Annotated in this window: 19 protein-coding genes and 1 tRNA gene; 14 read left to right on the plus strand and 6 right to left on the minus strand. The window is 69.8% G+C overall.

Going from position 1 to position 23,291, the window contains the following annotated elements:
• Window positions 1-2 precede the first annotated feature (2 nt).
• The 7 genes from nuoI (at window position 3) to FREUN1FDRAFT_RS06080 (ending at window position 8,348) form a co-directional block, all read left to right on the plus strand.
• On the plus strand, window positions 3-674 hold the full coding sequence (gene nuoI / locus FREUN1FDRAFT_RS06050; RefSeq protein WP_006539093.1) for an NADH-quinone oxidoreductase subunit NuoI: 672 nt from the start codon (window positions 3-5) through the stop codon (window positions 672-674).
• The gene (locus tag FREUN1FDRAFT_RS06055; protein WP_006539094.1) at window positions 671-1,624 is read left to right on the plus strand and encodes an NADH-quinone oxidoreductase subunit J; all 954 of its coding nucleotides are present in this window, start codon (window positions 671-673) and stop codon (window positions 1,622-1,624) included. The genes nuoI and FREUN1FDRAFT_RS06055 overlap by 4 nt, the downstream gene beginning before the upstream one ends.
• The gene (gene nuoK, locus FREUN1FDRAFT_RS06060) at window positions 1,621-1,920 is read left to right on the plus strand and encodes an NADH-quinone oxidoreductase subunit NuoK (protein WP_006539095.1); all 300 of its coding nucleotides are present in this window, start codon (window positions 1,621-1,623) and stop codon (window positions 1,918-1,920) included. Before FREUN1FDRAFT_RS06055 ends, nuoK begins: the two co-directional genes overlap by 4 nt.
• 277 nt (window positions 1,921-2,197) lie before the next feature.
• Window positions 2,198-4,183 (plus strand): NADH-quinone oxidoreductase subunit L, encoded by a 1,986-nt coding sequence (nuoL, locus tag FREUN1FDRAFT_RS06065; RefSeq protein WP_006539096.1) that lies wholly within the window; start codon window positions 2,198-2,200, stop codon window positions 4,181-4,183.
• A 1-nt stretch (window position 4,184) separates the two neighbouring features.
• The gene (locus FREUN1FDRAFT_RS06070; protein ID WP_006539097.1) at window positions 4,185-5,750 is read left to right on the plus strand and encodes an NADH-quinone oxidoreductase subunit M; all 1,566 of its coding nucleotides are present in this window, start codon (window positions 4,185-4,187) and stop codon (window positions 5,748-5,750) included.
• Window positions 5,747-7,324 (plus strand): NADH-quinone oxidoreductase subunit NuoN, encoded by a 1,578-nt coding sequence (gene nuoN, locus FREUN1FDRAFT_RS06075; RefSeq protein WP_006539098.1) that lies wholly within the window; start codon window positions 5,747-5,749, stop codon window positions 7,322-7,324. The genes FREUN1FDRAFT_RS06070 and nuoN overlap by 4 nt, the downstream gene beginning before the upstream one ends.
• Window positions 7,325-7,331: 7 nt before the next feature.
• Window positions 7,332-8,348 (plus strand): polyprenyl synthetase family protein, encoded by a 1,017-nt coding sequence (locus tag FREUN1FDRAFT_RS06080; protein ID WP_006539099.1) that lies wholly within the window; start codon window positions 7,332-7,334, stop codon window positions 8,346-8,348.
• A gap of 652 nt (window positions 8,349-9,000) precedes the next feature.
• Here the strand turns inward: FREUN1FDRAFT_RS06080 and FREUN1FDRAFT_RS40605 are convergent.
• Complete coding sequence (locus tag FREUN1FDRAFT_RS40605) at window positions 9,001-9,726, minus strand: hypothetical protein (RefSeq protein WP_157474378.1); 726 nt, start codon at window positions 9,724-9,726, stop codon at window positions 9,001-9,003.
• On the opposite strand from FREUN1FDRAFT_RS40605, the gene FREUN1FDRAFT_RS43515 reads away from it, so the two are divergent.
• On the plus strand, window positions 9,716-10,297 hold the full coding sequence (locus FREUN1FDRAFT_RS43515) for a hypothetical protein (protein WP_157474380.1): 582 nt from the start codon (window positions 9,716-9,718) through the stop codon (window positions 10,295-10,297). The genes FREUN1FDRAFT_RS40605 and FREUN1FDRAFT_RS43515 overlap by 11 nt on opposite strands.
• 564 nt (window positions 10,298-10,861) lie before the next feature.
• On the opposite strand, the gene FREUN1FDRAFT_RS06095 is transcribed toward FREUN1FDRAFT_RS43515, so the two are convergent.
• Both FREUN1FDRAFT_RS06095 and FREUN1FDRAFT_RS06100 read right to left on the minus strand, forming a co-directional pair.
• Entirely contained in the window at window positions 10,862-11,923 is a 1,062-nt protein-coding gene (locus tag FREUN1FDRAFT_RS06095) for a 2-oxoacid:ferredoxin oxidoreductase subunit beta (protein ID WP_006539102.1), read from the minus strand.
• The gene (locus FREUN1FDRAFT_RS06100; protein ID WP_006539103.1) at window positions 11,920-13,806 is read right to left on the minus strand and encodes a 2-oxoacid:acceptor oxidoreductase subunit alpha; all 1,887 of its coding nucleotides are present in this window, start codon (window positions 13,804-13,806) and stop codon (window positions 11,920-11,922) included. Before FREUN1FDRAFT_RS06100 ends, FREUN1FDRAFT_RS06095 begins: the two co-directional genes overlap by 4 nt.
• 1,171 nt (window positions 13,807-14,977) lie before the next feature.
• Here FREUN1FDRAFT_RS06100 and FREUN1FDRAFT_RS06105 point away from each other — a divergent pair.
• Together FREUN1FDRAFT_RS06105 and htpX are read left to right on the plus strand one after the other, a co-directional pair.
• Window positions 14,978-15,964, plus strand: a complete 987-nt coding sequence (locus FREUN1FDRAFT_RS06105; protein ID WP_006539104.1) for a Rossmann-like and DUF2520 domain-containing protein — start codon at window positions 14,978-14,980, stop codon at window positions 15,962-15,964.
• 137 nt (window positions 15,965-16,101) lie between these two features.
• The gene (gene htpX / locus FREUN1FDRAFT_RS06110) at window positions 16,102-16,974 is read left to right on the plus strand and encodes a zinc metalloprotease HtpX (protein ID WP_006539105.1); all 873 of its coding nucleotides are present in this window, start codon (window positions 16,102-16,104) and stop codon (window positions 16,972-16,974) included.
• Window positions 16,975-17,488: 514 nt separating this feature from the next.
• On the opposite strand, the gene FREUN1FDRAFT_RS06115 is transcribed toward htpX, so the two are convergent.
• Window positions 17,489-17,977 carry a YajQ family cyclic di-GMP-binding protein gene (locus FREUN1FDRAFT_RS06115; RefSeq protein WP_006539106.1) on the minus strand — a complete coding sequence of 163 codons (489 nt, stop codon included), beginning with the start codon at window positions 17,975-17,977 and terminating at the stop codon, window positions 17,489-17,491.
• A 143-nt stretch (window positions 17,978-18,120) separates the two neighbouring features.
• Here FREUN1FDRAFT_RS06115 and FREUN1FDRAFT_RS06120 point away from each other — a divergent pair.
• From FREUN1FDRAFT_RS06120 to FREUN1FDRAFT_RS06130, 3 genes are all read left to right on the plus strand, one after another.
• A tRNA-Tyr gene (locus tag FREUN1FDRAFT_RS06120) sits at window positions 18,121-18,205 on the plus strand.
• Between the two features lie 140 nt (window positions 18,206-18,345).
• A complete protein-coding gene (pyrE, locus tag FREUN1FDRAFT_RS06125; RefSeq protein WP_006539107.1) occupies window positions 18,346-18,882 on the plus strand; it encodes an orotate phosphoribosyltransferase in 537 nt (178 codons plus the stop codon).
• Window positions 18,879-19,364, plus strand: a complete 486-nt coding sequence (locus tag FREUN1FDRAFT_RS06130) for a gamma-glutamylcyclotransferase family protein (RefSeq protein ID WP_006539108.1) — start codon at window positions 18,879-18,881, stop codon at window positions 19,362-19,364. Before pyrE ends, FREUN1FDRAFT_RS06130 begins: the two co-directional genes overlap by 4 nt.
• Window positions 19,365-19,452: 88 nt before the next feature.
• On the opposite strand, the gene FREUN1FDRAFT_RS06135 is transcribed toward FREUN1FDRAFT_RS06130, so the two are convergent.
• A complete protein-coding gene (locus FREUN1FDRAFT_RS06135; protein WP_006539109.1) occupies window positions 19,453-20,202 on the minus strand; it encodes a hypothetical protein in 750 nt (249 codons plus the stop codon).
• A 432-nt stretch (window positions 20,203-20,634) separates the two neighbouring features.
• On the opposite strand from FREUN1FDRAFT_RS06135, the gene FREUN1FDRAFT_RS06140 reads away from it, so the two are divergent.
• Complete coding sequence (locus FREUN1FDRAFT_RS06140) at window positions 20,635-21,177, plus strand: hypothetical protein (protein WP_006539110.1); 543 nt, start codon at window positions 20,635-20,637, stop codon at window positions 21,175-21,177.
• 89 nt (window positions 21,178-21,266) lie between these two features.
• On the opposite strand, the gene FREUN1FDRAFT_RS39520 is transcribed toward FREUN1FDRAFT_RS06140, so the two are convergent.
• Window positions 21,267-22,925: a GH25 family lysozyme gene (locus FREUN1FDRAFT_RS39520; protein WP_083828578.1), complete on the minus strand. Its 1,659-nt coding sequence runs from the start codon at window positions 22,923-22,925 to the stop codon at window positions 21,267-21,269.
• Between the last annotated feature and the right edge of the window lie 366 nt (window positions 22,926-23,291).

The following is a 23,291-nucleotide window of genomic DNA, read 5'->3' on the forward strand; positions in this document are numbered from 1 at the left end:
CCATGGGGATCCTCGACCCCTACAAGGGTTTCGGCGTCACCTTCTCGACGATGTTCAAGAAGCCGACGACCGAGCAGTACCCGGAGTACAAGAAGGAGACGGCGCCGCGGTTCCACGGGCGTCACCAGCTCAACCGGCACCCCGACGGGCTGGAGAAGTGCGTCGGGTGCGAGCTGTGCGCCTGGGCCTGCCCGGCGGACGCGATCTACGTCGAGGGCGCGGACAACACCGACGAGGAGCGTTACTCCCCGGGTGAGCGGTACGGCCGCGTCTACCAGATCAACTACCTGCGCTGCATCCTGTGCGGGCTGTGCATCGAGGCATGCCCGACCCGGGCGCTCACGATGTCGAACGAGTACGAGCTCGCCGACGACAGCCGCCAGGACCTGATCTTCACCAAGGAGCAGCTCCTCGCGCCGCTGCGGGAGGGGATGCAGGCACCGCCGCATCCGATGTTCCTCGGCGAGAGCGAGACCGACTACTACACCCGCGACCCCGAGGCCCCGCTGCCCTGGCAGGTCGGCAGCGACACCCAGGCGGACGGCGACACCCAGGCGGACGGCGACACCCAGACGGGCGGCGACACCCAGACGGGCGGCGACACCCAGACGGGCGGCGACACCCAGACGGGCGCGGTGCCAGCCAACGGCGCGGGTTCGGAGCGGGCGCGATGAGCCCGCAGATCCTCGCCCAGGCGGCCGAGATCACCAGCACGTCGAACGGCGAGGCCTGGACCTTCTGGCTGCTCGCGCCGGTGGCGCTGATCGCCGGGCTCGGGATGGTGCTGATGCGCAGCGCCGTGCACTCGGCGTTGCTGCTCGTGGTGAACCTGTTCTGCGTGGCGGTGTTCTACCTGCTCCAGGACGCGCCCTTCCTGGGTTTCGTCCAGATCATCGTCTATACCGGCGCGATCATGGTTCTGTTCCTGTTCGTGCTGATGCTGGTCGGGGTGGACTCGTCCGACTCACTCGTCGAGACGCTGCGCGGCCAGCGAATCGCCGCGGTGATCCTCGGCCTGGGCTTCGCCGGGCTGCTGGTCTTCCCGATCGGGCGGGCGATCGACGGCGGCAGCGCCGCCGGCCTCGACGCGGCGAACTCCGAGGGCAACGTCACGGCGATCGGGAAGCTGCTCTTCAGCGAGTACGTCTTCGTCTTCGAGGCGATCTCGGCACTGCTCGTCGTGGCCGCCATCGGGACGATGGTGCTCGGCCACCGTGAGCACACCGGCGAGAAGCTGACGCAGAAGGAGCGGATGCGCCGCCGCTTCACCGAGGGCGGCCCGATCACCCCGCGGCCCGGGCCGAAGGTCTTCGCGATCAACCCGGATCTGGAGCAGGCCGTGCGCGGCTCCGGGGAGCCGGCGGTCGTCGGCGGTCCGTCCCACGACGAGGGGCCGGACGCGAGCGGTACCGGCGGCACCGGCCTCGGGGGTCCTGGCTCCTCCGGGCCTTCCGGCGGTCCCGGTTCAGGCGGGCCCGATTCAGGCGACTCCGGAGCAGGCGGTCCCCAGGTCGGCGGCGGCGGTCAGCATGTCAACGGCTCCGCCGTGGCGGAGGACGCGGACGGCGCGAACGCTGTCGGCGAGGCGGCGCCGGTCGGCGCGGGCAGCGGGGGTGGTCGGTGAACCCGGCGAACTATCTGATCCTGGCGGGGCTGCTGTTCACCATCGGGGCGACGGGTGTCCTGGTCCGCCGCAACGCGATCGTCGTGTTCATGTCCATCGAGCTGATGCTCAACTCGGTGAACCTGACGCTGGTGACGTTCTCCCGGATCCACGGGACGCTGGAGGGCCAGATCATGGCCTTCTTCGTCATGGTGGTGGCCGCCGCCGAGGTGGTCGTGGGCCTCGCGATCATCCTGGCGATCTTCCGGACGCGCAGATCCGCCTCCGTCGACGACGTGAACCTGCTGAAGTACTGAGCCATTTCCATCTCACGGTGTACGGCCGGATACCGCAGGTCGGCGCCGACGGTGGAAAAGACTCACTGAACCCTTTCGACGTACTCGGGACCCTTTTCGACGTACTCGGGCCTCCTCCAGGCCTGTCCCCGGCCGCCGCAGGCGCGGCCGCGACCGGGACCTCCGGTCACGGAAGAACGGACGACACTGCAGTGACGCTTTGCGCAACAGGGGCGGCGCGGCCCGGACCACCTGCGGTGGCCCTGGCGCTGGCGCACGCGCCCGGAACCGGACCACGATGAGCGCCCCCGCGGCCCTCCTCGCGGCCGAGGAGCACGGCGGTGGGGCCGTGCACTACGCCACCGCGTCCGGGGCGTTCTCGCTGACCTGGCTGCTCATCGCACTTCCGCTGGCCGGGGCGGCGATCCTCCTGCTCGGCGGGAAGCGCACCGACCGGTGGGGCCACCTGCTCGGCACGGCCACGGCGGCGGCGTCGTTCGTCGTCGGCCTGGTGCTGTTCTTCGGGCTGCTCGACCGCGGCGGCGACGGCCGCGCGGTCTCCCAGCACCTGTTCAGCTGGGTGCCGGTCAACGGTTTCCAGGTGGACGTCGGCCTGCTGGTCGACCAGCTCTCCGTTCTGTTCGTGCTGCTGATCACCGGTGTGGGCACGCTGATCCACATCTACTCGATCGGCTACATGTCGCACGATCCGGGCCGGCGGCGCTTCTTCGCCTACATGAACCTCTTCCTGGCCTCGATGCTGCTGCTGGTGCTGGGCAACAACTTCCTGGTCCTCTACGGCGGGTGGGAGCTGGTCGGCCTCTCCTCCTTCCTGCTCATCAAGTTCTGGGAGTACAAGCCCGCGGCGGCCACCGCCGCGAACAAGGCCTTCTACATGAACCGGGTCGGTGACGTCGGCCTGGCGCTCGCGATCATGTTCATGTTCGCCACCGTCGGCAGCACCAACTACGACGACGTGTTCGGCGCCGCCGCCGCGGACGTGATCGGGTACGGGACCATCAGCGCGATGGCGCTGCTGCTCCTGCTCGGCGCCTGCGGCAAGTCCGGCCAGTTCCCGCTGCAGGCCTGGCTCCCGGACGCCATGGAGGGCCCGACCCCGATCTCGGCGCTGATCCACGCGGCGACGATGGTCACCGCCGGCGTGTACCTGATCGTCCGCTCGGCTCCGATCTTCGACCAGACGCAGGCCGCGCGCACCGTGGTCCTGATCATCGGCGCCGTCACGATCATGATCGGGTGCGTCATCGGCTGCGCCTACGACGACATCAAGAAGGTCCTGGCGTACTCGACGGTCAGCCAGATCGGCTACATGTTCCTGGCCGTCGGGCTCGGGCCCGCGGGATACGCGCTGGGCATCATGCACCTGCTCGCGCACGGCTTCTTCAAGGCCGGCCTCTTCCTCGGGTCCGGCTCCGTCATCCACGCGATGGACGACGAGCAGGACATGCGCCGCTACGGAAACCTGCGCAAGTACATGCCGATCACCTGGATCACCTTCGGGCTCGGCTACCTGGCGATCATCGGCTTCCCGGGCCTGTCCGGCTTCTTCACCAAGGACCGGATCATCGAGACCGCGCTGGCCAAGGGCGGCACGAGCGGCTACGTCCTCGGTGGCGTGGCCCTGCTCGGCGCCGGGATCACCGCCTTCTACATGACCCGGCTGTTCCTGATGACCTTCCACGGCGAGGAGCGCTGGGCGCACGACGGGCCGGAGGCGAAGCACCCGCACGAGTCGCCGGCCAGCATGACCGGCCCGATGCTGCTGCTGGCGGTCGGCTCCGTGTTCGCCGGTGGTCTGTTCGTCCTCGGTGACTCGATGCAGAACTGGCTCGCCCCGGTGGTCGGCGAGCACGGCGAGGCCCATCACGACATCTCGCCGGCCGTGGTCACCGCGCTCACGCTGGTCGTCTCGGCCGGTGGTTTCGCCGGCGCCTTCCTGCGCTACCAGCTCCGCCCGGTCGAGGCCGTCGCCCGGACCGACGCCGAGGTCAGCGTGCTGACCGTCGCCGCGCGGCACGACCTCTATGCGAACACGATCAACGAGACCGTCGCCATGCGGCCGGGGCAGTACCTGACCCGCTTCCTGGTATGGGCGGACAACGTCGGGATCGACGGCTTCGTGCGCGGCAGCGCTGCGGCCATCGGTGGACTGTCCGGCCGGCTGCGACGCACCCAGACCGGCTTCGTCCGGTCCTACGCACTGTCGATGTTGGGAGGTACCGTCCTCGTGGTCGGTGCTCTGCTGCTGACCAGGGCCGGCTGACATGAGTACGGCTCCCTGGCTGACGATCATGCTGATCGTCCCCGCGGTCGGTTCGCTTCTGGTCGCGCTGCTTCCGCGCCGCTCCGCGCTGCTCGCCAAGCAGCTCGCACTGGCCGTCTCGCTGGTCGTGCTGGTGCTCGCGGTGCTGGCCACCGCCGCCTACGACCCGGACAAGGCCGGCTTCCAGTTCGGCCAGAAGCACGAATGGATCAAGCAGTTCGGCGTCTCCTACTCGGTCGGCGCCGACGGCATCTCGCTGGTGCTGATGCTGCTCGCCGCGCTGCTGGTCCCGGTGGTCGTGCTGGCCTCCTGGGACGAGGCGGACAACGTCAACCGGTCCGTCCCGGCGTTCTTTGCGCTGCTGCTGGCGCTGGAGACGGGCATGATCGGCGTCTTCGCGGCGACCGACGTGTTCCTCTTCTACGTCTTCTTCGAGGCCATGCTCATCCCGATGTACTTCCTCATCGGGAGCTACGGGCCCGTCGAGGAGAAGGCGCAGCGGTCGTACGCGGCGGTGAAGTTCCTGCTCTACAGCCTGTTCGGCGGGCTGCTGATGCTCGCCGCGGTGATCGGCCTCTACGTGCTCTCCTCGCAGCAGTTCGACACCGGCGGCACGTTCGACTTCGCCACGCTGCGCCAGCACCTGGTCATCACGCCGGACACGCAGAAGCTGCTCTTCCTCGGCTTCTTCATCGCCTTCGCGATCAAGGCGCCGTTGTTCCCGTTCCACACCTGGCTGCCCGACGCCGGTGCCCAGTCGCCGACCGGTGGCGCCGTGCTGCTCGTCGGCGTCCTGGACAAGGTCGGCACGTTCGGCCTCATCCGCTACTGCATCCCGCTGTTCCCGGACGCCTCCGAGTACTTCGCGCCGATGGTGCTGGCGCTCGCGGTGATCGGCATCTTCTACGGCGCGCTGCTGGCGATCGGGCAACGGGACATGAAACGCCTGGTCGCCTACACCTCGCTGGCGCACTTCGGGTTCATCGCGCTGGGCACGTTCGCCTTCACCTCGCAGGCCGGGACCGGCGCCGTGCTCTACATGGTCAACCACGGCCTGTCGACCGGCCTGCTGTTCGTGGTGGTCGGCTTCCTGGTCTCCCGCCAGGGCAGCCGGGACGTCGGCGCCTACGGCGGCATGGCCCAGGTGACACCGATGCTCGCCGGGGTGTTCCTGATCGCCGGCCTCTCCTCGCTGGCGCTGCCGGGGACGAACAGCTTCGTGAGCGAGTTCCTCGTCCTGGTGGGGACGTTCACCGAGTACCGCGCGCTGGCGATCGTCGCGACCTGCGGGATCGTGCTGGCCGCGATCTACATCCTGTTCCTGTACCAGCGCACGATGACCGGTCCGGTGAAGGACGAGAAGCTTCGCCTCGTCAAGGACCTGAGCGTGCGGGAACGGGTCGTGGTCGCGCCGATGGTGGCGCTGATCATCGGGCTCGGGGTCTACCCGAAGCCGCTGCTTGACATCATCACGCCCGCGGTGACCAGCACGTTCGAGGACATCGGGAAGTCCGACCCGGCCCCGACGGCCCCGGTGGCCGCAACGCAGTCCGGAGGCCATTCGTGAGCGCGGTTTCGACCGTGGTGGCGCAGGGCGTCACACAGAAGATCACACCACCGTCGATCGAGTACTCGGCGCTCAGCCCGATGCTCATCCTGTTCGGCGTCGCGCTGGCCGGGGTGCTCGTCGACGCCTTCGCACCGCCGAAGGCGCGGCGGCTGATCCAGCCGCTGCTCGCCGGTGCCGGGTTCATCGGCGCGTTCGTCGCCGTGGTGCTCCTGCACGCCCGCCGGCAGATCCTCGCGGCCGGCGCGGTGGCCATCGACGGCCCGACCCTGTTCATGCAGGGCACCATCCTGGTCTTCGCGGCGCTGGCCGTGCTGCTGGTGGCCGAGCGCTCGCTGGACTCCTCCGGCGGTGCGCTCGTCGCCTCCGCGGCCGTGGTGCCCGGCTCGAAGGGCTCCACGGCGCAGCGCACCTCCCCGGAGGTGCAGACCGAGGCGTACCCGCTGATGGTCTTCTCGGTCACCGGGATGCTGCTGTTCGTCGCGTCGAACAACCTGCTCGTCATGTTCGTCGCGCTGGAGATCCTCTCCCTGCCGCTGTACCTGCTGGCCGGGCTTGCCCGCCGGCGCCGGCTGCTGTCGCAGGAAGCGGCGATGAAGTACTTCCTGCTCGGCGCGTTCTCCTCCGCCTTCTTTCTGTACGGCGTCGCGTTCGCCTACGGCTACGCCAGCAGCGTCGAGCTCGGCCGGGTCGCTGACGCGGTCGGCACGGTCGGGAAGAACGACACCTACCTCTACCTGTCGCTCGCGCTGATCGGGGTCGGTCTCTTCTTCAAGATCGGCGCCGCCCCGTTCCACTCCTGGACGCCGGACGTCTACCAGGGTTCACCGACGCCGATCACCGCCTTCATGGCCGCCGGTACCAAGGTCGCGGCCTTCGGCGCGCTGCTGCGGGTCTTCTACGTGGCCTTCGGTGGCATGCGGTGGGACTGGCGCCCGGTGATCTGGGCCGTCGCGATCCTCACCATGGTCGTGGGTGCCGTGCTCGCGCTGACCCAGCGCGACATCAAGCGGATGCTGGCCTACTCGGCCGTCGCGCACGCCGGCTTTCTGCTGGTCGGCATGGCCGGGTCGAACTCCGACGGCCTGCGCGGCGCGATGTTCTACCTGGTGACCTACGGCTTCACCACCATGGCCGCGTTCGCCGTCGTCTCGCTGGTCCGGACCGGGGACGGCGAGGCCAGCGACCTGTCCCAGTGGCAGGGCGTGGGCCGCACCTCACCGGTGCTGGCGGGCATCTTCGCCTTCCTGCTGCTCGCACTCGCCGGAATCCCGCTGACCAGCGGCTTCACCGGCAAGTTCGCGGTCTTCCAGGCCGCGATCGACGGTGACGCGACCCCGCTGGTCATCGTCGCGCTCGTGTGCAGCGCGATCGCCGCGTTCTTCTACGTCCGTGTGATCGTTGTCATGTTCTTCTCCGAACCGCTCGCCGACGGTCCTGTCGTCGTCACCCGACCGACGTTGACCTTTGCGACAGTGGGCATCGGCGCGCTCATGACGCTTCTGCTGGGTGTTGTTCCACAGCCGCTTCTCGACCTGGCGAACACCGCAGCGACCTCCGGCTTCGTACGCTGATGGTGGTATGAGCGCTATCGGGTTGGACGTGATGGGGATCAGGGCTGACCCTGATCTGGAGAAGGCTGTCCGGGTGGGGCTGGCCGCGGTCGAGGAGATGCTGCGGCTTTCCGTCCACAGCGAGTTCTCCTTTGTCACCGAGGCCTCGCGGCACCTCGTTGACGCGGGCGGCAAGCGGTTCCGGCCGATGGTCGTGCTGCTGGCCGCCCAGTTCGCCGATCCCGAGGCGGCCGGCGTCGTGCCGGCCGCCGTCGCGATCGAGCTGACGCATCTTTCGACGCTCTACCACGACGACGTCATGGACGAGGCGCCGCTGAGGCGCGGAGCGGCGTCGGCGAACGCGCGCTGGACGAACACCGTCGCGATCCTCACCGGCGACTTCCTGTTCGCCCGCGCCTCCGAGATCACGGCCGACCTGGGCCCGGAGGCGACGCGCATTCTCGCCCGCACCATCGCGACACTGTGCGAAGGGCAGATCCGGGAGACCGTCGGCCCCGGGCCCGGCCAGAACCAGATCGAGCACTACCTGCGGGTCATCACCGACAAGACCGCGTCGCTGATCGCCACCTCGGGCCGGCTCGGTGCGATGCTGGCCGGTGCCGACCGGGTCACGGCCGACGTCCTGGCGGCCTTCGGTGAGCGGTTCGGTGTCGCCTTCCAGCTTTCCGACGACATCATCGACCTCGCGTCACCGACCGAGACCTCCGGGAAGACCCCCGGAACCGATCTTCGTGAGGGAATTCCGACCCTGCCCGTCCTCTACGCCCTTGAGGGCGAGGACGCGGGTGCGCGCCGGCTGCGTGACCTGCTCGGCGCGGACCCGTGGGCGAGCTCCGGGGTGACCGAAAGCGCCGTCGTGGAGGCACTGGAGGTGCTGCGGGAGCATCCCGCGATGGACCGGGCCCGAGCGGAGCTGGCGCGCTGGTCGGGCGAAGCCCGGGCCTGCCTCGCCCCGCTGCCCGACGGTCCCGCGAAGACGGCTCTGGAGTCGCTGGCCGACTTCGTCGTCGACCGCACCAGCTGACCACACGGCACCAGCTGAGGGCGGGACCAGCTGCGCACCGGCTGACACATCGCCGTACCAGGACGCATCGCCGTATCAGCCGACCCAGGCCCAACTCTCCTCGGGGTCGGCTTCGGTTGCTGGACCGGAGATCAGCTTCGGGTCCCCCACGGCCGCTGTTGCTGCCAAGCAAGATCTGAGGACTGTGGCCGCCAGGGATCCGGGGTCGCCAGGGATCCGGGGTCGCCAGGGATCCGGGGTCGCCAGGGATCCGGGGTCGCCAGGGATCCGGGGTCGCCAGGGATCCGGGGTCGCCAGGGGTCCGGACTCACCCGCCGCACGGCGACCCACCGGCGATCCCGCGCTGCCGAGCAGCGCCAGCAATTCATACCAATGGCGACAAAAAGTGACGTAGAGTCACTTGACGATCCGCAAGAGTCGAGGATTTCGGTTGCTGTAGCAGCCAGAATCCTCGACTTTTGCTCTAAAGCAACGGCGGCAGCGGAGGTCCGAGGCTCGGGATTCCGCGACGGGCTCCCGCAACGACCAAAATCATCAGCGCTTCGAGCCGCCAACTCCGGGCGGGCAGTCCGAGATCGGCCTTCAGGACTGCACGCCCGGCGGGGGCGCCCCCTGGGGACGCGGAGACACCGGTTCAGGCGGACGAGGACGTCTACTCGACGGTGATGGACGGGATGCTGACGTCCCAGATCGGCGTGACCTCCACCGGATCCGGGTTGAACGGCAACGAGCCCTCGCCGGAGGTCTGCGTAGCCGTCGTCGCGGGCGGAGTCGTCGACGTGGCCGAGGTCGTCGGCCGCCGAGTCGTCGTCGCCGTCGAACGCGGCGTCGTGGTGCTCCCGGAGGTCGTCGAGATCGCCGTGGGAGTGGACGCCGGTTTGGTCGTGGGTTTCGGTTCCGGCTGGTCCGGGCTCGCCGAAGCGCTCGGCGTCGGCGTGGGCACGCCTGGAGTGCTCGGGTCGGACGTCTCGTCGTCCGAGGTGTCAGTTCCGTTCGTCGGGGTCGCCGCGGTGGTCTGCGGAGTGAGCGGCACGAACGGAAGCTCGTAGCCGGACAGGTCGTTGCTCTCGCTCTCGGCGGCGAGGCTCTGCTCCGGCGACGGAGCCTGGGCGGACGCGGGCGTCTGGGTGGCGTGGTACTGCGACGAGTAGCGGGAGACCTGCAGATAGTCGGTTTCCGCCGGGGTGGAACCCTCGTCGGAGGCGGTGGGCCCAGTGGTCGCGGTGGGCTGGGGAGTCGGCAGCTCGGTGCGGCTGCTGCGAGACGCCTGCGTGTCGGCGGAGCCGAACGCGTCGCGTGCCTGGTCCGCCTGGACGAGTGGGTTGGCGCCGGTGGTGGGCCCCGCGGAGATCACTGGGGTCTCCGCGGTGAGCGCCATACCGGTCACGATCGCCGAAAGCCCGGCGAGTGAGGCGGTGCCCGCGACGACCATGCGGGTGCGGCCCGGCGCGCGGCGTGGCGCGGGGGCTCGGTGTGCCCCCCGGCCCGTCGCCGAACCCGGCCGGGTGCCGTTCTGGCGCGGCACCACCACCGGCCGCGGGCCGGCTCCAGCGGTCGGCGCGGACGGAGGCATCGGCTCGAACAGTGACCCGACCGGCCGCTCCGACCCGACCGGCCGCTCCGACCCGACCGGCTGCTCCGACCCGACCCGTCGCTCCGACCCGACCGGCCGCTCCGACCGGGCCGGCTCGAAGGCGGAGAACCGGGCCGTGTGCGCGGTACGGGCGGGCCTGACCGACGAACTGGTCGAGATCGGCCCGGTGAGGGTGTCGATCTCCCCGGGTGGCAGAATCGGCGGCCGTGGCGGCGGTGAGCGCCTGGGGAGCGAAGCCGTCCCCGCCGAGGGGTTGCTGCTCCACTCACTGGTCACCCAGTTCGAGCGCGGCTCGGACCGCGTGCGCCGCGGAAGATCGTTCCACTGCGCGAGCTGGGGTGTGACGGCGCCGTGAGCGGTGGAGCCAGACGCGGCTCCGCCCGGAGCGGGAGCACGCTCGGCCGGTGCCGACTGGGGCAGAACCGGCCGGCGGAACTCGCCGGTGGTCTCGGCGCCCCGGCTGTGCCGGCCCGCGGAGTGGCTACCCACGCTGACCGCCCGCTGCCGCCAGGGCGCAGAACATGGCCTGGGTTAACGGTGAGCCCCGGTGACGGGCTCGGTGATCTCGCACTGCGTAAGCCCGCACTGCGCCTCCGGCTGCTGCATTGGTGTTGTGAGCCCCCCCGGGCCACACGGCACCCCCACCCGGGGGTCACCATACCGCATGCTGATCAGAGGGCCGCAACCAATGCATACGTCCACTAATTGGGCAATCAGTGCAGATGGCACTTCTGGGCATGCTGGGAGCGGGCGGTGCAACGACTGGCGCTCAGACGACCAGCGACCGAAGCTCCGGACGACCAGCGACCGAAGCTCCGGACGAGCAGCGACCGAAGGCTCCGGACGGCGAAGGCCGGGGTGGCAGTTCGCCACCCCGGCCTTCTAGGTACCACCGGTACCCGTCACATGGATGGATCCGTCAGTTGATGGTCCAGGTCTCGTTGCCCGAGATGAGCCCGAGCAGATCGCCCTTGCCCAGCTTGGTACGAGCCTGCGCCACCTGGTCGTTGAGCGCCTCGTCGTAGGTCGGCATGTCGACGTTGCGGAACACGCCGATGGGAGTCACCCCGTGTGCGTCTCCGGTCAGCCGCGACAACGCGAACGCCTGGCTCGGGTCGAGGTTCGCCGCGTCGTGCACGAGGACGTTCTCGTCGGTCGCCGCGCAGACCTCCAGGCCGCCCGACGCCGCGCGCCGAATGCCCTTGTCCCGCTCCGCGCCGAAGAGCAGCGGCTCGCCGTCGACCATCTTCAGCGTCGCGTCGTCCCGGGTGTCCCGGTCCTTCAGCGCCTCGAACGCGCCGTCGTTGAAGATGTTGCAGTTCTGGAAGATCTCGACGAACGCGGTGCCCGGGTGCTCCGCCGCCGCGCGCAGCGTCGCGGTCAGGTGGGCCCGGTCCGAGTCGATCGACCGGGCGACGAAGGTCGCCTCCGCGCCCAGCGCCAGCGACGCCGGGTTGTACGGGCGGTCGAGCGAGCCGAACGGCGTCGACTTGGTGATCTTCCCGACCTCGGAGGTCGGCGAGTACTGCCCCTTGGTCAGGCCGTAGATCCTGTTGTTGAACATCAGGATCTTGATGTTGACGTTGCGGCGCATCGCGTGGAGCAGGTGGTTGCCGCCGATGGACAGGGCGTCACCGTCACCGGTGACCACCCACACCGACAGGTCCGGCCGCGACGTGGCCAGCCCCGTCGCGATCGCCGGCGCGCGCCCGTGGATGGAGTGCATCCCGTAGGTCTGCAGGTAGTACGGGAAGCGCGAGGAGCATCCGATGCCCGAGATGAACGCGATGTTCTCCCGGGCGATGCCCAGCTCGGGCAGGAAGCCCTGGACGGTGGCCAGGATGGCGTAGTCGCCGCATCCCGGGCACCACCGGACCTCCTGGTCGGAGGTGAAGTCCTTGCGGGTGAGCTGGTTCGGCGTGGCGGGGATCAGGTCGAGGAGCCGGTTGGAGATCCCGCTGCCGTTCGTCGTCACGGTCACTGGTTGATCACGTCCTCCAAGACGCCCGCGAGTTCCGCGGCCTTGAACGGCAGTCCGCGGACCTGGTTGTACCCGATCGCGTCCACCAGGAACTGCGACCTGATCAGCATGCGGAGCTGGCCGAGGTTCATCTCGGGAATCAGCACCTTGTCGTAGGAGCGCAGCACCTCGGCCGTGTTGGCCGGGAACGGGTTGAGGTGGCGCAGGTGCGCCTGGGCCACGTGCAGGCCCTTGGCGCGCACCCGACGGCAGCCGGCGGCGATCGGCCCGAAGGTCGACCCCCAGCCGAGCACGAGGACCTCCGCCATGCCGGACGGGTCGTCGACCTCGAGCGGGGCGATGTCGCGCGCGATGCCCTCGACCTTCGCCTGGCGCAGCCGCACCATCCGGTCGTGGTTCGCCGGGTCGTAGGAGATGTTGCCCGACCCGTCGGCCTTCTCCAGACCACCGATCCGGTGCTCGAGGCCCGGGGTGCCGGGAACCGCCCAGGGGCGGGCCAGCGTCTCGGGATCGCGCAGGTAGGGCCAGAACTCGGGGCCCTTGGGCCCTTCGTGGTTCGGCTCGGTGGTGAAGGTGACCGTGAGGTCCGGGAGCTCGTCGATGGTCGGCAGCAGCCACGGCTCGGAGCCGTTCGCCAGGTAGCCGTCGGAGAGCAGGAAGACCGGTGTGCGGTACTTCGTCGCGATCCGGGCGGCCTCCACCGCGGCGTCGAAGCAGTCGGCCGGCGAGCGCGGCGCGATGATCGGCACCGGAGCCTCGCCGTTGCGGCCGAACATCGCCTGCAGCAGGTCGGCCTGCTCGGTCTTCGTCGGCAGACCGGTCGACGGGCCGCCGCGCTGAATGTCCACGATCAGCAGCGGCAGCTCGAGGCTGACCGCGAGACCGATCGTCTCGCTCTTGAGCGCGACACCCGGGCCGGAGGTCGTCGTCACGCCCAGCGACCCACCGAACGAGGCGCCGAGTGCCGCACCGATGCCGGCGATCTCGTCCTCGGCCTGGAAGGTCCGGATGCCGAACTGCTTGTGCTTGCTCAGCTCGTGCAGGATGTCCGACGCCGGCGTGATCGGGTAGGTGCCGAGGAACAGCGGCAGCTTCGTCAGCTCACCGGCCGCGATCAGCCCATAGGACATCGCGATGTTGCCGGTGATCCGCCGGTACGTGCCCGCGCGCATCCGGGCCGGGGCGACCTCGTAGGTGACCGAGAAGGACTCGGTGGTCTCGCCGTAGTTGAAGCCGGCGCGGAAGGCGGCGATGTTGGCTGCCGCGATCTCCGGCCGCTTGGCGAACTTCTTCTTGAGGAAGCCCTCGGTGCCGTCGGTGGGCCGGTGGTACAGCCAGCTCATCAGGCCGAGCGCGAACATGTTCTTCGCTCGCTCGGCCTCCTTCTTGTTGACCGCGCCGCCGACGCCTTCGGCGGCGTTGACAGCGTTGATCGTCATCGAGGTCAGCGGGACCCGGTGGACGGTGTAGCTGTCGAGCGTCCCGTCCGTCAGCGGGTCGTCCGCGTAGCCGGCCTTCTTGAGGTTGCCGCCGGTGAACGCGTCGGTGTTGACGATCAGGTCGGCCCCGGGCGGCAGATCCTTGAGGTTCGCCTTCAGCGCGGCCGGGTTCATCGCGACGAGGACGTCCGGGGCGTCGCCCGGGGTGAGAATATCGTGATCGGAGAAATGGAGCTGGAAGCCAGAAACTCCGGCCGGAGTGCCAGCTGGCGCCCGGATTTCCGCGGGAAAGTCCGGAAGCGTGGACAGATCGTTGCCGAATGCCGCCGTCTCGCTCGTGAACTGTTCTCCGGTGAGCTGCATACCGTCGCCGGAGTCGCCGGCGAACCGCACGACGACCCGGTCGAGCCGGCGGGTCTCCCTCTCCCTGACCTGCTCAGACACCTTAAGTAACCTCCTCAGGTACCACCCCAGCGTACCGGGCGGCTCAATACGGCACGAGGATCGCGCCGCCTGGTGGCACTGGGAAGTGTGATGCGCCGTGGCTTACGGCTGGATTATCCCGGCCACCCCCCCTTGCAGGCCGTGCGCGACTGGTTGCGGTATGCGTTTTCTGGTAACGGTGCCGAGTCCAGCTGAAGTGGAGTTGCCGGGCGGCTCGGCGGGGCTGGTCGATCATGCTCCGACAGGCCGGGACCTTACGCTCCCAACACGCCGGACATGAGTCATGTGATCAGTCGAGCCCGCTGGGCGTGATCGCCGATCCGGCTGCCTGTAGGCCCACCACGTGCGACATCACCTGCCTGCACACACCCTGACGGGTGTCCGCAGGCAGACACCCGGGTCGGTGGTCCGTCCGGCCGTCCGGTAGGCCCCCTGGTCGTGCCTGGCCCGGCAGTGGGCGCCATGCCGCCGGCGCGGGCGGACGACGCTGATGATGTCTGGCCGGGTGTGTCCGAAGGGGGATCTATTCAGCGGCTCTCCCTTCCTGAGGTGTCTCCCGGGGCGTAGCGGTCGAGTTGTCGGTGAAACGACCATCTGGCCTGGTGGTGGTATCACCGACCGGTCTGACGGTGATATCACGACGCCGTCGTCGGCGGGTCGTCAGTGGCAGGACCGACTCTCTTCCGGACGTTCGTCGGTATAGCGGTGACTGGCTGGAAGCAGCACGGCGACCCGGAGTCGTCAACGATGAGCATTGCATGCCACCGGCTGGCGGGGGGGTACTCGCCCATTCGAACGGCGGGACGGGAGATCGCCGCTACAGGGTGGTATCCGCTCGAAACCGGACGTGTACGGAACGCCATAAGGGGATCGCTGAGGCAGCAGACCTGGCCACGTAGGACGGCCGGCCGGGGCCGACTAAGTTTCCGCTCAGTAGGTTTCATCGTGAATGGCCGCGGAGAAGGCCGTGAAGCGGCCGGCCTTCCTCTCGGCGGACAGCTGGTGGCCAGCTGATCGAGCCGCTGGAAGGCGGGTGGGTCCGGACACCTGCCCGCCGTGGCGGAGGAGATCTGTCGACATGTCATGAGCCGGGTACCGGCCGGAGACGGGCGAGGAGGATCGAGCCGGGTACCGGCGGCGCATCGGCGGGCGTTCGGGGGAGTGGGGCGTGATGGAGCACACGTGCGCGGCGGTGCCGGTCGCCGGCCGGTCGGTCGCGGGCCAGTCGGCCGCCGGTCTGTCGGCCGCCGGTCTGTCGGCCGCCGGTCTGTCGATCGCCATCGTCGGGCCGGGTCGGGCCGGCGCAGCGGTGGGCAGGGCGCTCGTGGCCGCGGGGCATCAGGTGCGCGCGCTCCACAGCCGGACGCGGGCCGGGCGGGAACGAGCCGCGGCCCTCTTCCCCGCGGCTGAGGTCTGCGCCACGCCGGCCGAGGCGGCCGCGCGCGCCGACGTGGTCCTGCTCGGGGTTCCGGACGACAGCATCGAACAGACGGCCGGGCGGATCGCGCCCGGTGTCGCGCGCACGCCCGCTGTGCTGGTCGCCCATCTGAGCGGGCGCCATGGGATCGCGCCACTCGCACCGGCGGCCGCGGTGGGCGCCCGGCCGGCCGCGATCCATCCGATCATGACGCTGACCGGTGCGGCGACTGACCCCGACCAGCTCGTCGGCGCGACCTTCGGGGTCACCACCGCGCCCGGTGATGAGGACACGGCCGGGCTCGTCCGCCGCCTGGTGGAAGGCATCGGAGGCCGGGTTGCGGTCATTCCCGAGGAGCGACGCGCGAGCTACCACGCGGCGCTGGTGCTGGGGGGCAACTTTCTGGCCACGCTGGTCACGGCTGCGGGGCAGCTGCTCGCCGCCGCAGGCGTCCCCGATCCGGCGGAGGCGCTCGGACCGCTCCTGCGGATGTCGCTCGACAACGCCCTGGCGCACGGGGAGGGCGCGATGACCGGTCCGGTCCGACGCGGGGATGTCGGCACCGTCACAGCGCAGTGGTCGGAGCTGGCGCGCCTGGACCCCCACCTCGCGGACGCGTACGGCGCGCTGGCGGTGTTGACGGCCGATCGCCTCGAGCGCTCCGGCCTGCTGCCCGCCCAGGCCGCCGCCGCGCTACGGGCCGGCGTGGCCCGCCCGGACGACAGGCCGCATGGACCGTGAGAGCGGGGGGCGGCGGGGACGGTGGGTGCTGCGAGGGCGGTGGCTCGGCGTGGACGCCCGAGCGTTGGGAACGAGGAGTGTCAGGTCCTTCGTTGATGTAGTCGCAACAGGTCGACAGGACGGATGCGCGACAAGCCATGCCTCATCGCAGTCTCAACGGGCTGAAGACGGCCCTTCTCCTTGGCGTGCTCTCCGCAGTGATCGTGTGGTTCGGTTCGCTGTTCGGCCAGCACGGGCTCGTCATCGCGGTCGTTCTCGCCGTCGTGATGAACGCCGTCTCCTACTTCTACTCGGACCGGATCGCATTGCGGGCGATGCGGGCCTATCCGGTCAGCCAGGTCCAGCAGCCTCGGCTGTACGCGATCGTGCAGGAACTCGCGACCAGGGCTCGCATGCCGATGCCACGGCTGTACCTGAGCCCAACCGCCTCACCGAACGCCTTTGCCACCGGTCGCAACCCTCGCAACGCCGCGGTGTGCTGCACCGAGGGAATTCTCGAGATCATGGACGATCGTGAGCTTCGCGGCGTGCTCGGGCATGAGCTCAGCCACGTGTACAACCGCGACATCCTGATCGCCTCGGTCGCTGGCACCCTGGCGGCGATCATCGTCTACATCGCGAACATGATGCAGGTCTTCGCCTTCTTCGGCGGCGGTCGGGACGAGGACGGCCCAGGCGTGGCCGAGATGCTCGCGATCATCATTGTCGGGCCGATTGCCGCGTCAATCATTCAGCTGGCGATCAGTCGCGCCCGTGAATACCAGGCAGACGAATCCGGGGCGACGCTGACGGGTGACCCGCTCGGGCTGGCCAGCGCCCTGCGCAAGCTGGAGGCGGGGACGGCGGCGCGTCCGATGCCCGCGAACTCCCGGCTGGGCCCGGCCTCCGCCATGATGATCGCGAACCCGTTCCGCGGAGGCGGTGTGGCCAAGCTGTTCTCGACCCATCCGCCGCTGACCGAGCGAATCGCCCGGTTGGAGCAGCGCGCCCGGATGAATCCGTACCGGTAGGGCGGCCCGGTCGGGTCCGGCCCCGACCGCGTGACCGGGGCGGGCGCGCCCGGCATGGAACGGGTACGACGGGCGGGTGTGAGAAGCCACATGTCGGGCACATCAAGTTCACTGTGGTGAAATAGAGAGACCCGCGGAAGGCACGCTGCGCCGCGCGAATGAGAGTAGTCTCAAAGCTCCCAGGACAGCGGCGGAGCGTACCCCCCAGGTTCCGCCGCCTGCACCCCGCCCGAAACCCCCCATCGGGCGGGGTGCACTTTTTCTGAGGAACATCACCGGGAGCGCCCGAAGCGCTCCCGGCCCGGTCAGCCACCGGAATCCTCGCACACGCTTCTTCCCGTGCATATGCGCGTGAATTCGCCCGGTACGGGCTGTCGCGTGCGCGACTGTTGTTGACGAAACGGTGAGCCTTTTCCGTCTCCCGGCCCAGGCCAGGGACGCCGCAGGTCCGAGTCGACGACGGAAAGGCTCAATCTCCCATTCGTCGGCTGCCACCAGATGCGCGGGCCACGGTTCAGCGGTAGTTGACAAACTGCAGCGGGACCTCGAAGTCCTCCTCCTTGAGGAGCTGGATGACCCGCTGCAGGTCATCCCGCTTCTTGCCGGTGACGCGCAGCTGGTCGCCCTGGATCTGCGCCTGCACGCCCTTCGGCCCGTCCGCGCGGATCTTCTTCGCGATCGCCTTGGCCTTGTCGTCCGCGATGCCCTGCTGCACGGTGACCGTCAGCCGGAACTCCTTGCCGGACTGCCGGGGCTCGCCGTACTCCAGGGACTTGAGCGAGATGCCGCGCTTCACGCACTTCTCCTGGAGGACGTCCAGGACGGCCTTCACCCGCTCCTCGCTGTTGGCCTGCAGCTGGATCGCCTCGCCGGAGAGCTCCGCGGACGCGCCGGTGTCGCGGAAGTCGAACCGGGTCTTGATCTCCTTCGCCGTCTGGTTGACCGCGTTGTCGATCTCCTGGGTGTCGACCTTGCTGACGATGTCGAAGGACGGATCTGCCACGGGCACGGACCTCCTGGGTCGAGTCGTTCGGTGCGGGCGACGGGCCCCGCGACCCGCGGGCACGCGTCGCGGGGCCCGTCGGGGATGTACTTGGGGACCCTCCCGTCAGCATGCTCGGAGCAACCGGTATGCTTGCCGAGTACGGCAGGTTGCCCGAGTGGCCAAAGGGAGCGGTCTGTAAAACCGTCGGCTCAGCCTACGATGGTTCGAATCCATCACCTGCCACCACCCCGGGCTACCCGGGGCACACTCTTTGACTCAGGCCCGGAGGAAACTCTCCGGGCCTGAGTCGTTCCCAGCGCCGTTCCCGCCATCAGCGAGCGGGACGAGAACGGGCGGGAGCAGGGCGAGCCGTAGAGTCGCCAGATGTGGCCGACATCGACGCGCTGGCTGCCCGAGTCCGGGCGGCATCCCATCTGACCGGCACCTTCGTCCTACGGTCGGGGCGCACCAGTACGGAGTACTTCGACAAGTACCTGTTCGAGGCTGAGCCCACGCTGCTCGCGGAGATCGCTGCCGCGATGGCGGAGCACCTCCCGGCCGGGACGGAACTTCTCGGCGGGCTCGAGCTCGGCGGCATCCCGCTGGTGACACTGCTTTCGGCGCGGACCGGCCTGCCGGCCAGGTTCGTGCGCAAGAAGGCCAAGGAGTACGGCACCCGGCAGATCGCCGAGGGCGGCGAGGTCGCGGGCCGGCGGATCGTCCTGGTCGAGGATGTCGTGACCAGCGGTGGTGCCGTGCTGGACGCCACCCGGGTGCTGCGGGAGCAGGGCGCGATCGTGGAGGACGTCCTGTGCGTCATCGATCGGCAGGAGGGCGGTCGCGAGCGGCTCGCCGAGATCGGGCTCACGCTGCGCCCCGCGCTCACCCGGGCCGACCTTGAAGCGGCGGAGCCCCGGGGGTGACCCAGGGCGTTCCGGCCGGCGCCGGCGCCAGCGGCGGCAGCGGTCCGGGCCGGGCGCCGACGCTGTTCGTCTACGGAACGCTGCAGTTTCCCGAGGTCGTCGAGGCGCTGCTCGCGCGGCGTCCGGTCATGAGCCCGGCATCGGCCGCGGGTTGGCGGGCGGCGGAGCTGCGGAGCCAGACCTACCCGGGGCTGGTTCCCGCCGGTCCCACCGAGATCTGCGCCGGCGCCTGCCTGCACGGTCTCACCTCGGCGGAACGCGAGCTGCTCGACCTGTTCGAGGGCGACTACTACGAGGCACGCGAGGTTTCGCTGGTGGGCGGCGAAGTCGCTGTCGCGTACCTGTGGCGGGGACCCGTGGCGCAGGTTCCGGTGCTGGCCTCGAACTGGGACGCAGGCCGGTTCGCGGCCAGGCATCTCGCCGAGTTCGTCCGGCGCTGCCAGCAGTGGCGGGCCCAGGTCGTGCCGGAGCCGCCGCGGTGACAGGTGCCGCGGCGGCCCCGGCGGTCAGGACGTCGATGGCCTGGCCAGGACGTCGTGGACTACCAGGACGTCCTGGACGGTCAGGACGTCATCGGTCGAGGCCGTCGTTCCGGGTCGGCGGTTCGTCGCCGCCTCGGTGACCGACGTCGCCCTGGGCGTTCCGGTAGCCGGTGTCCGGGCGTTCGGCTCCGAGGTGTTCGGAGGTTCCGGCGCCGGAGCGGGTGCCCGGGCCGGCCGTGGTCGGCTGGAAGAAGTCGCCGCCGCTGTCACCTGCCGCGCGGTCTCCGCCGCCGGTCGCGACGGCGCTACCTCGGGTTCGCGGACCGGCACCGCCGGAGCTACCCGCGTAGGCGCCGCTGCGGACCTGCTCCGCGGAGCCGCGCGCCAGGCCGGGCCGGTCTCCTGGGTAGGGCTGGACCGCTCCGCCTGTGCTGACCCGGCTCGGATAGGTCGCCAGAGCGTAGATCACCAGGATGTCGAGCGCGATGATGATCACCGACCAGACCGGGAAGGCGGCGAGGAAGGCCAGCTGACCGATGGCGTTCAGCGCGGCGATCATGATTCCGACCCAGCGGGCGAGCTCGTTGCCGGCCGCGATGGCGAACGCGATGCACATCTCGACGATGCCGACCGCGATCCAGAGCCAGCCCCAGAAGGTGGTGCCGGCGTAGATCACTCCGTTGCCGTTCGAGCTGGAGCTCAGGTTGTCCACCACCACGACGTAGTCGCGCAGGGACGCGATGCCGTAGATGAGGTTGTGGAAACCGACGATGAACATGACGACGGCGGCGAAGATCAGCCAACCGTCCGTGCTGCGTGCCTGCCGCAGGTCTACCATCTGGTCCTCCCGGCTGCGCGGCAACGCTTGCTGTAGCCAGGCGGCCACCATGCGCCGCACCCGAATCAGATACCCCCGTCGGCCCATGTCACTCCCCGCGTCTGTCACTCCCCGCGTCGGGTGCACTCCCGCGATCCGCGACTCGTCCCGGTCGCTCGTGTGACGTCAGATCCGCGTCGCCGGGCGTTAGCCCAACGGCCTGATCTCGGCGGAGTCGCGTAGCGCGCGACGAACTACTGAAGCGACTTCCGGCGATCAGCGCAGGTAGCGATCAGCGCAGGTAGTGCGAGCAGGCTCGGCATGCCGGCGACCCGGAGCGTCGAGCTGGCGGGCGAGGTCCTGGCGGGTGGTATCGAGGTCGATCGTGGCTCGCGCTAGCGTCTTGATCGCATGCCCATGGCTACACCACCGCGGAGACGGGGGAACGGGGCGATGACGGACGACGACGCCGCCGAGCTTGGGGTCTTTCCGATGGTTCCCTTCCGGTGGGACTGGCGGTCGCTGCGGGCCTTCGTGGACGACACGATCCACGAGGCGGCGTGGGCCGGCCGGGCGCCGACGTGGCGGCTGCCGCCAGCGCGGGATCCAGGCGACGAGTTCGTCCTGCAGGTGCGCCGCGCGGCGCTGCTGTTCATGCTCATGCTTCCCGGCGAGGTCCTCGGCGCGGCCGAGGAGCGGACCATCCAGGGGGCGAATGCGCACTTCAACGAGGCCTTGGTGCAGTTCCTGCTCCGCCGGGACCGGCGCGGTGACCCGCGGCGTCTGCCCCGCTGGATTGGCGGCTGGTCCGCGTGGCGGGACGCCAACTCGGTCATCGCGTTCGAGGTCGACGGCTTTGACGTCCTCGCGAACTTCGGCTCCAGGCCCGCGGCCGTGCCCGACGGCTCGCTGATCGCTGCGTCCGACGAAGGCGCAGACTCCGACTCCCTCGAGGGACTGCCACCCTTCGCGACCATCCTGTTCGCGAGCAAGTAACCCGCGCGCCGAGGACGCACCACGCGCTCTTCTCCTATGTCTTCCGTCTCCTATGTCTTCCGCCGGAGGTATCCCTCGGACTGATCGAGCTACTGGGGTGCCAGCGCGGCCCCCGCCGCCGCTCCTGCGGTAGAGGCCGCACCGCCCACGCCAGGTGTGGCCGGCAGCAGCACGACCGAGTTCGTCGCCGCCATCCATCGCAGCCGGCCGAACTGGAACGCGCTCTCCCGGCCGCCCGGCACCGAGTACTCGTCCGTGACCGGCAGCCCCAGGCTCGACACGGAACCGCCGAGATCCAGGTAGTGCCGCAGGATCTGGCCGTGCACCTCGTGCGCGCCGGTGGCCAGGCTCCAGTAGATCCAGCCGCCCTCGAACATCGCCTGATGCGCGCCGGGTGCCGCGGCCCACTCGACGTCGCTCAGCGGGCGTTTTAGGAAGCTGTCGGAGCCGCCGAGGGCCAGGTACTTCCGGGCCACCTCACCGTGCAGCGCCCGTGCTCCGGTCCGGACCGACCAGAAGAGCAGTCCGTTCGTGAACGGCCGCCAGCGTCCGCCGCCGCCGGCCGCGAGCTCCGTGTTGGTCGGAGCGCCCAGGGCTATCCGCATGAGACCGCCCGATGCGTACCTCCTGTCGAGCTCGGACTGGGTTCCGTCGGCGAGCGCGGCCAGGGAGGCGGGCGAGCAGCAGGCGGCGTTCATGTCGACGTTCCCGATGATGCCCGGGACGTCGCCGGACGAGCTGTACTGCCAGATCGCCCAGTTGGACCAGCCGCCGGGTAGCCACCCCGGAGTGTCCTCGTTGTTGTAGATCGCGAACCAGAACGGATAGAGGGCGAAGTCGTCCGTGTCGGCCATGTGGTCCGTCCAGAACGACCGATAGGTGTAGATGATGGGCGCGCGGCCGGTCTGGGTCTCGATCTCCTCGAGGAAGGCCCGGGTCCACGCGGCGAGCGCGACCGGGTCCAGGCCGCCGGTCGTCTCGAGGTCGAGGACGGGGGCCAGATGCCCGGCCGAGCGAGTGAGACCTGTCACAGCCAGAAAGTGCCGTGCCTGGTCGACCGCGGTGGAGATCGGGGCCGCCGGGCGGGCGTAGTGGTAGGCACCCACGGTGAGCCCCGCCAGCCCGGCCGCGTCGCGGTCCGCGGCGAAGTACGGGTTGGTGTACTCGGTGCCCTCGGTGGCCTTCACGATCGTGAAGGCCACCCCGGAGCCCTTGACCGCGTTCCAGTCGATCGGTGCCGAGCCGGGGTGCTGCCACGAGGCGATGTCGACGCCCTTGGGCCAGGTGGGAGACGGCGCCGCGGAGGCGGTCGGTGCGGACAACGCGACCGCGGTGACGGCGACCGTCGCCGCACTGAGAACGCGCACGGAGAACCGGCGGGCGTTGCGCAGCCGCCAGGCGGCGACTGAGCGATGGATCACAGCCGGATCGTCGTCATCCTGGCCACCGGACTGGCCGGTCGCCTCCCGGCCGGTCGCTTCGCTGCCGACCTCCTCCCGGCCGACCGTCATCCTCGCGCGGGCCCTGTCCGCGGCCAGCTTCCGGTCGGCCGGTCTCGGCTGAGCCTGGAACGCGGCGTGCAGCGTCGCGTAGGACGTCCCGGGCGGGAGGGACGCTCCCGCCGGGACGTGCAGCCCACCCCACGGAACCGGCCGGCTGGCCATCGCTCGCGGGTGCGGCCCAGCTGGGACGTCGGGTGCCGCATCCGGTGTTCGGGAGTCTCGGGGCGGACGGTGCGTGGGCGGCATGGGCAAACCTCGATGCTCGGCGGCGCGGCAGCGGCTGCGGGAGCTCCCGGAAGGGCGCGTATCCGGGGGCATGGCACACGCTAAGCACTCGAGTGATTACTTACAGCTATCGACGTGGGAGGCGTGTCGGGCCGGCCGTCACTCGGATCCGCGCCGATGCGGCCTTGGTGGTGCTTCGTCCCTCGAGGTCGTCGCGCAGCGTCGACAACCCGGCGGTGGGTGGTCGACGGCGTCGTGACGTCCCGCAGTCGCGCGGCGGCGATCAGGGTGGCGGTCGAGGGTTGTGATCAAGGGGCGATGTTGCGGGGAGTGGGGTGTTGTGGGGTGAGTTGGCGGCCTGCCCGGCTGGCCATGTGTCGGCTCGTC

Origin of the sequence: Parafrankia sp. EUN1f (assembly GCF_000177675.1) — a bacterium.
In the GTDB taxonomy this organism is placed as follows: domain Bacteria; phylum Actinomycetota; class Actinomycetes; order Frankiales; family Frankiaceae; genus Parafrankia.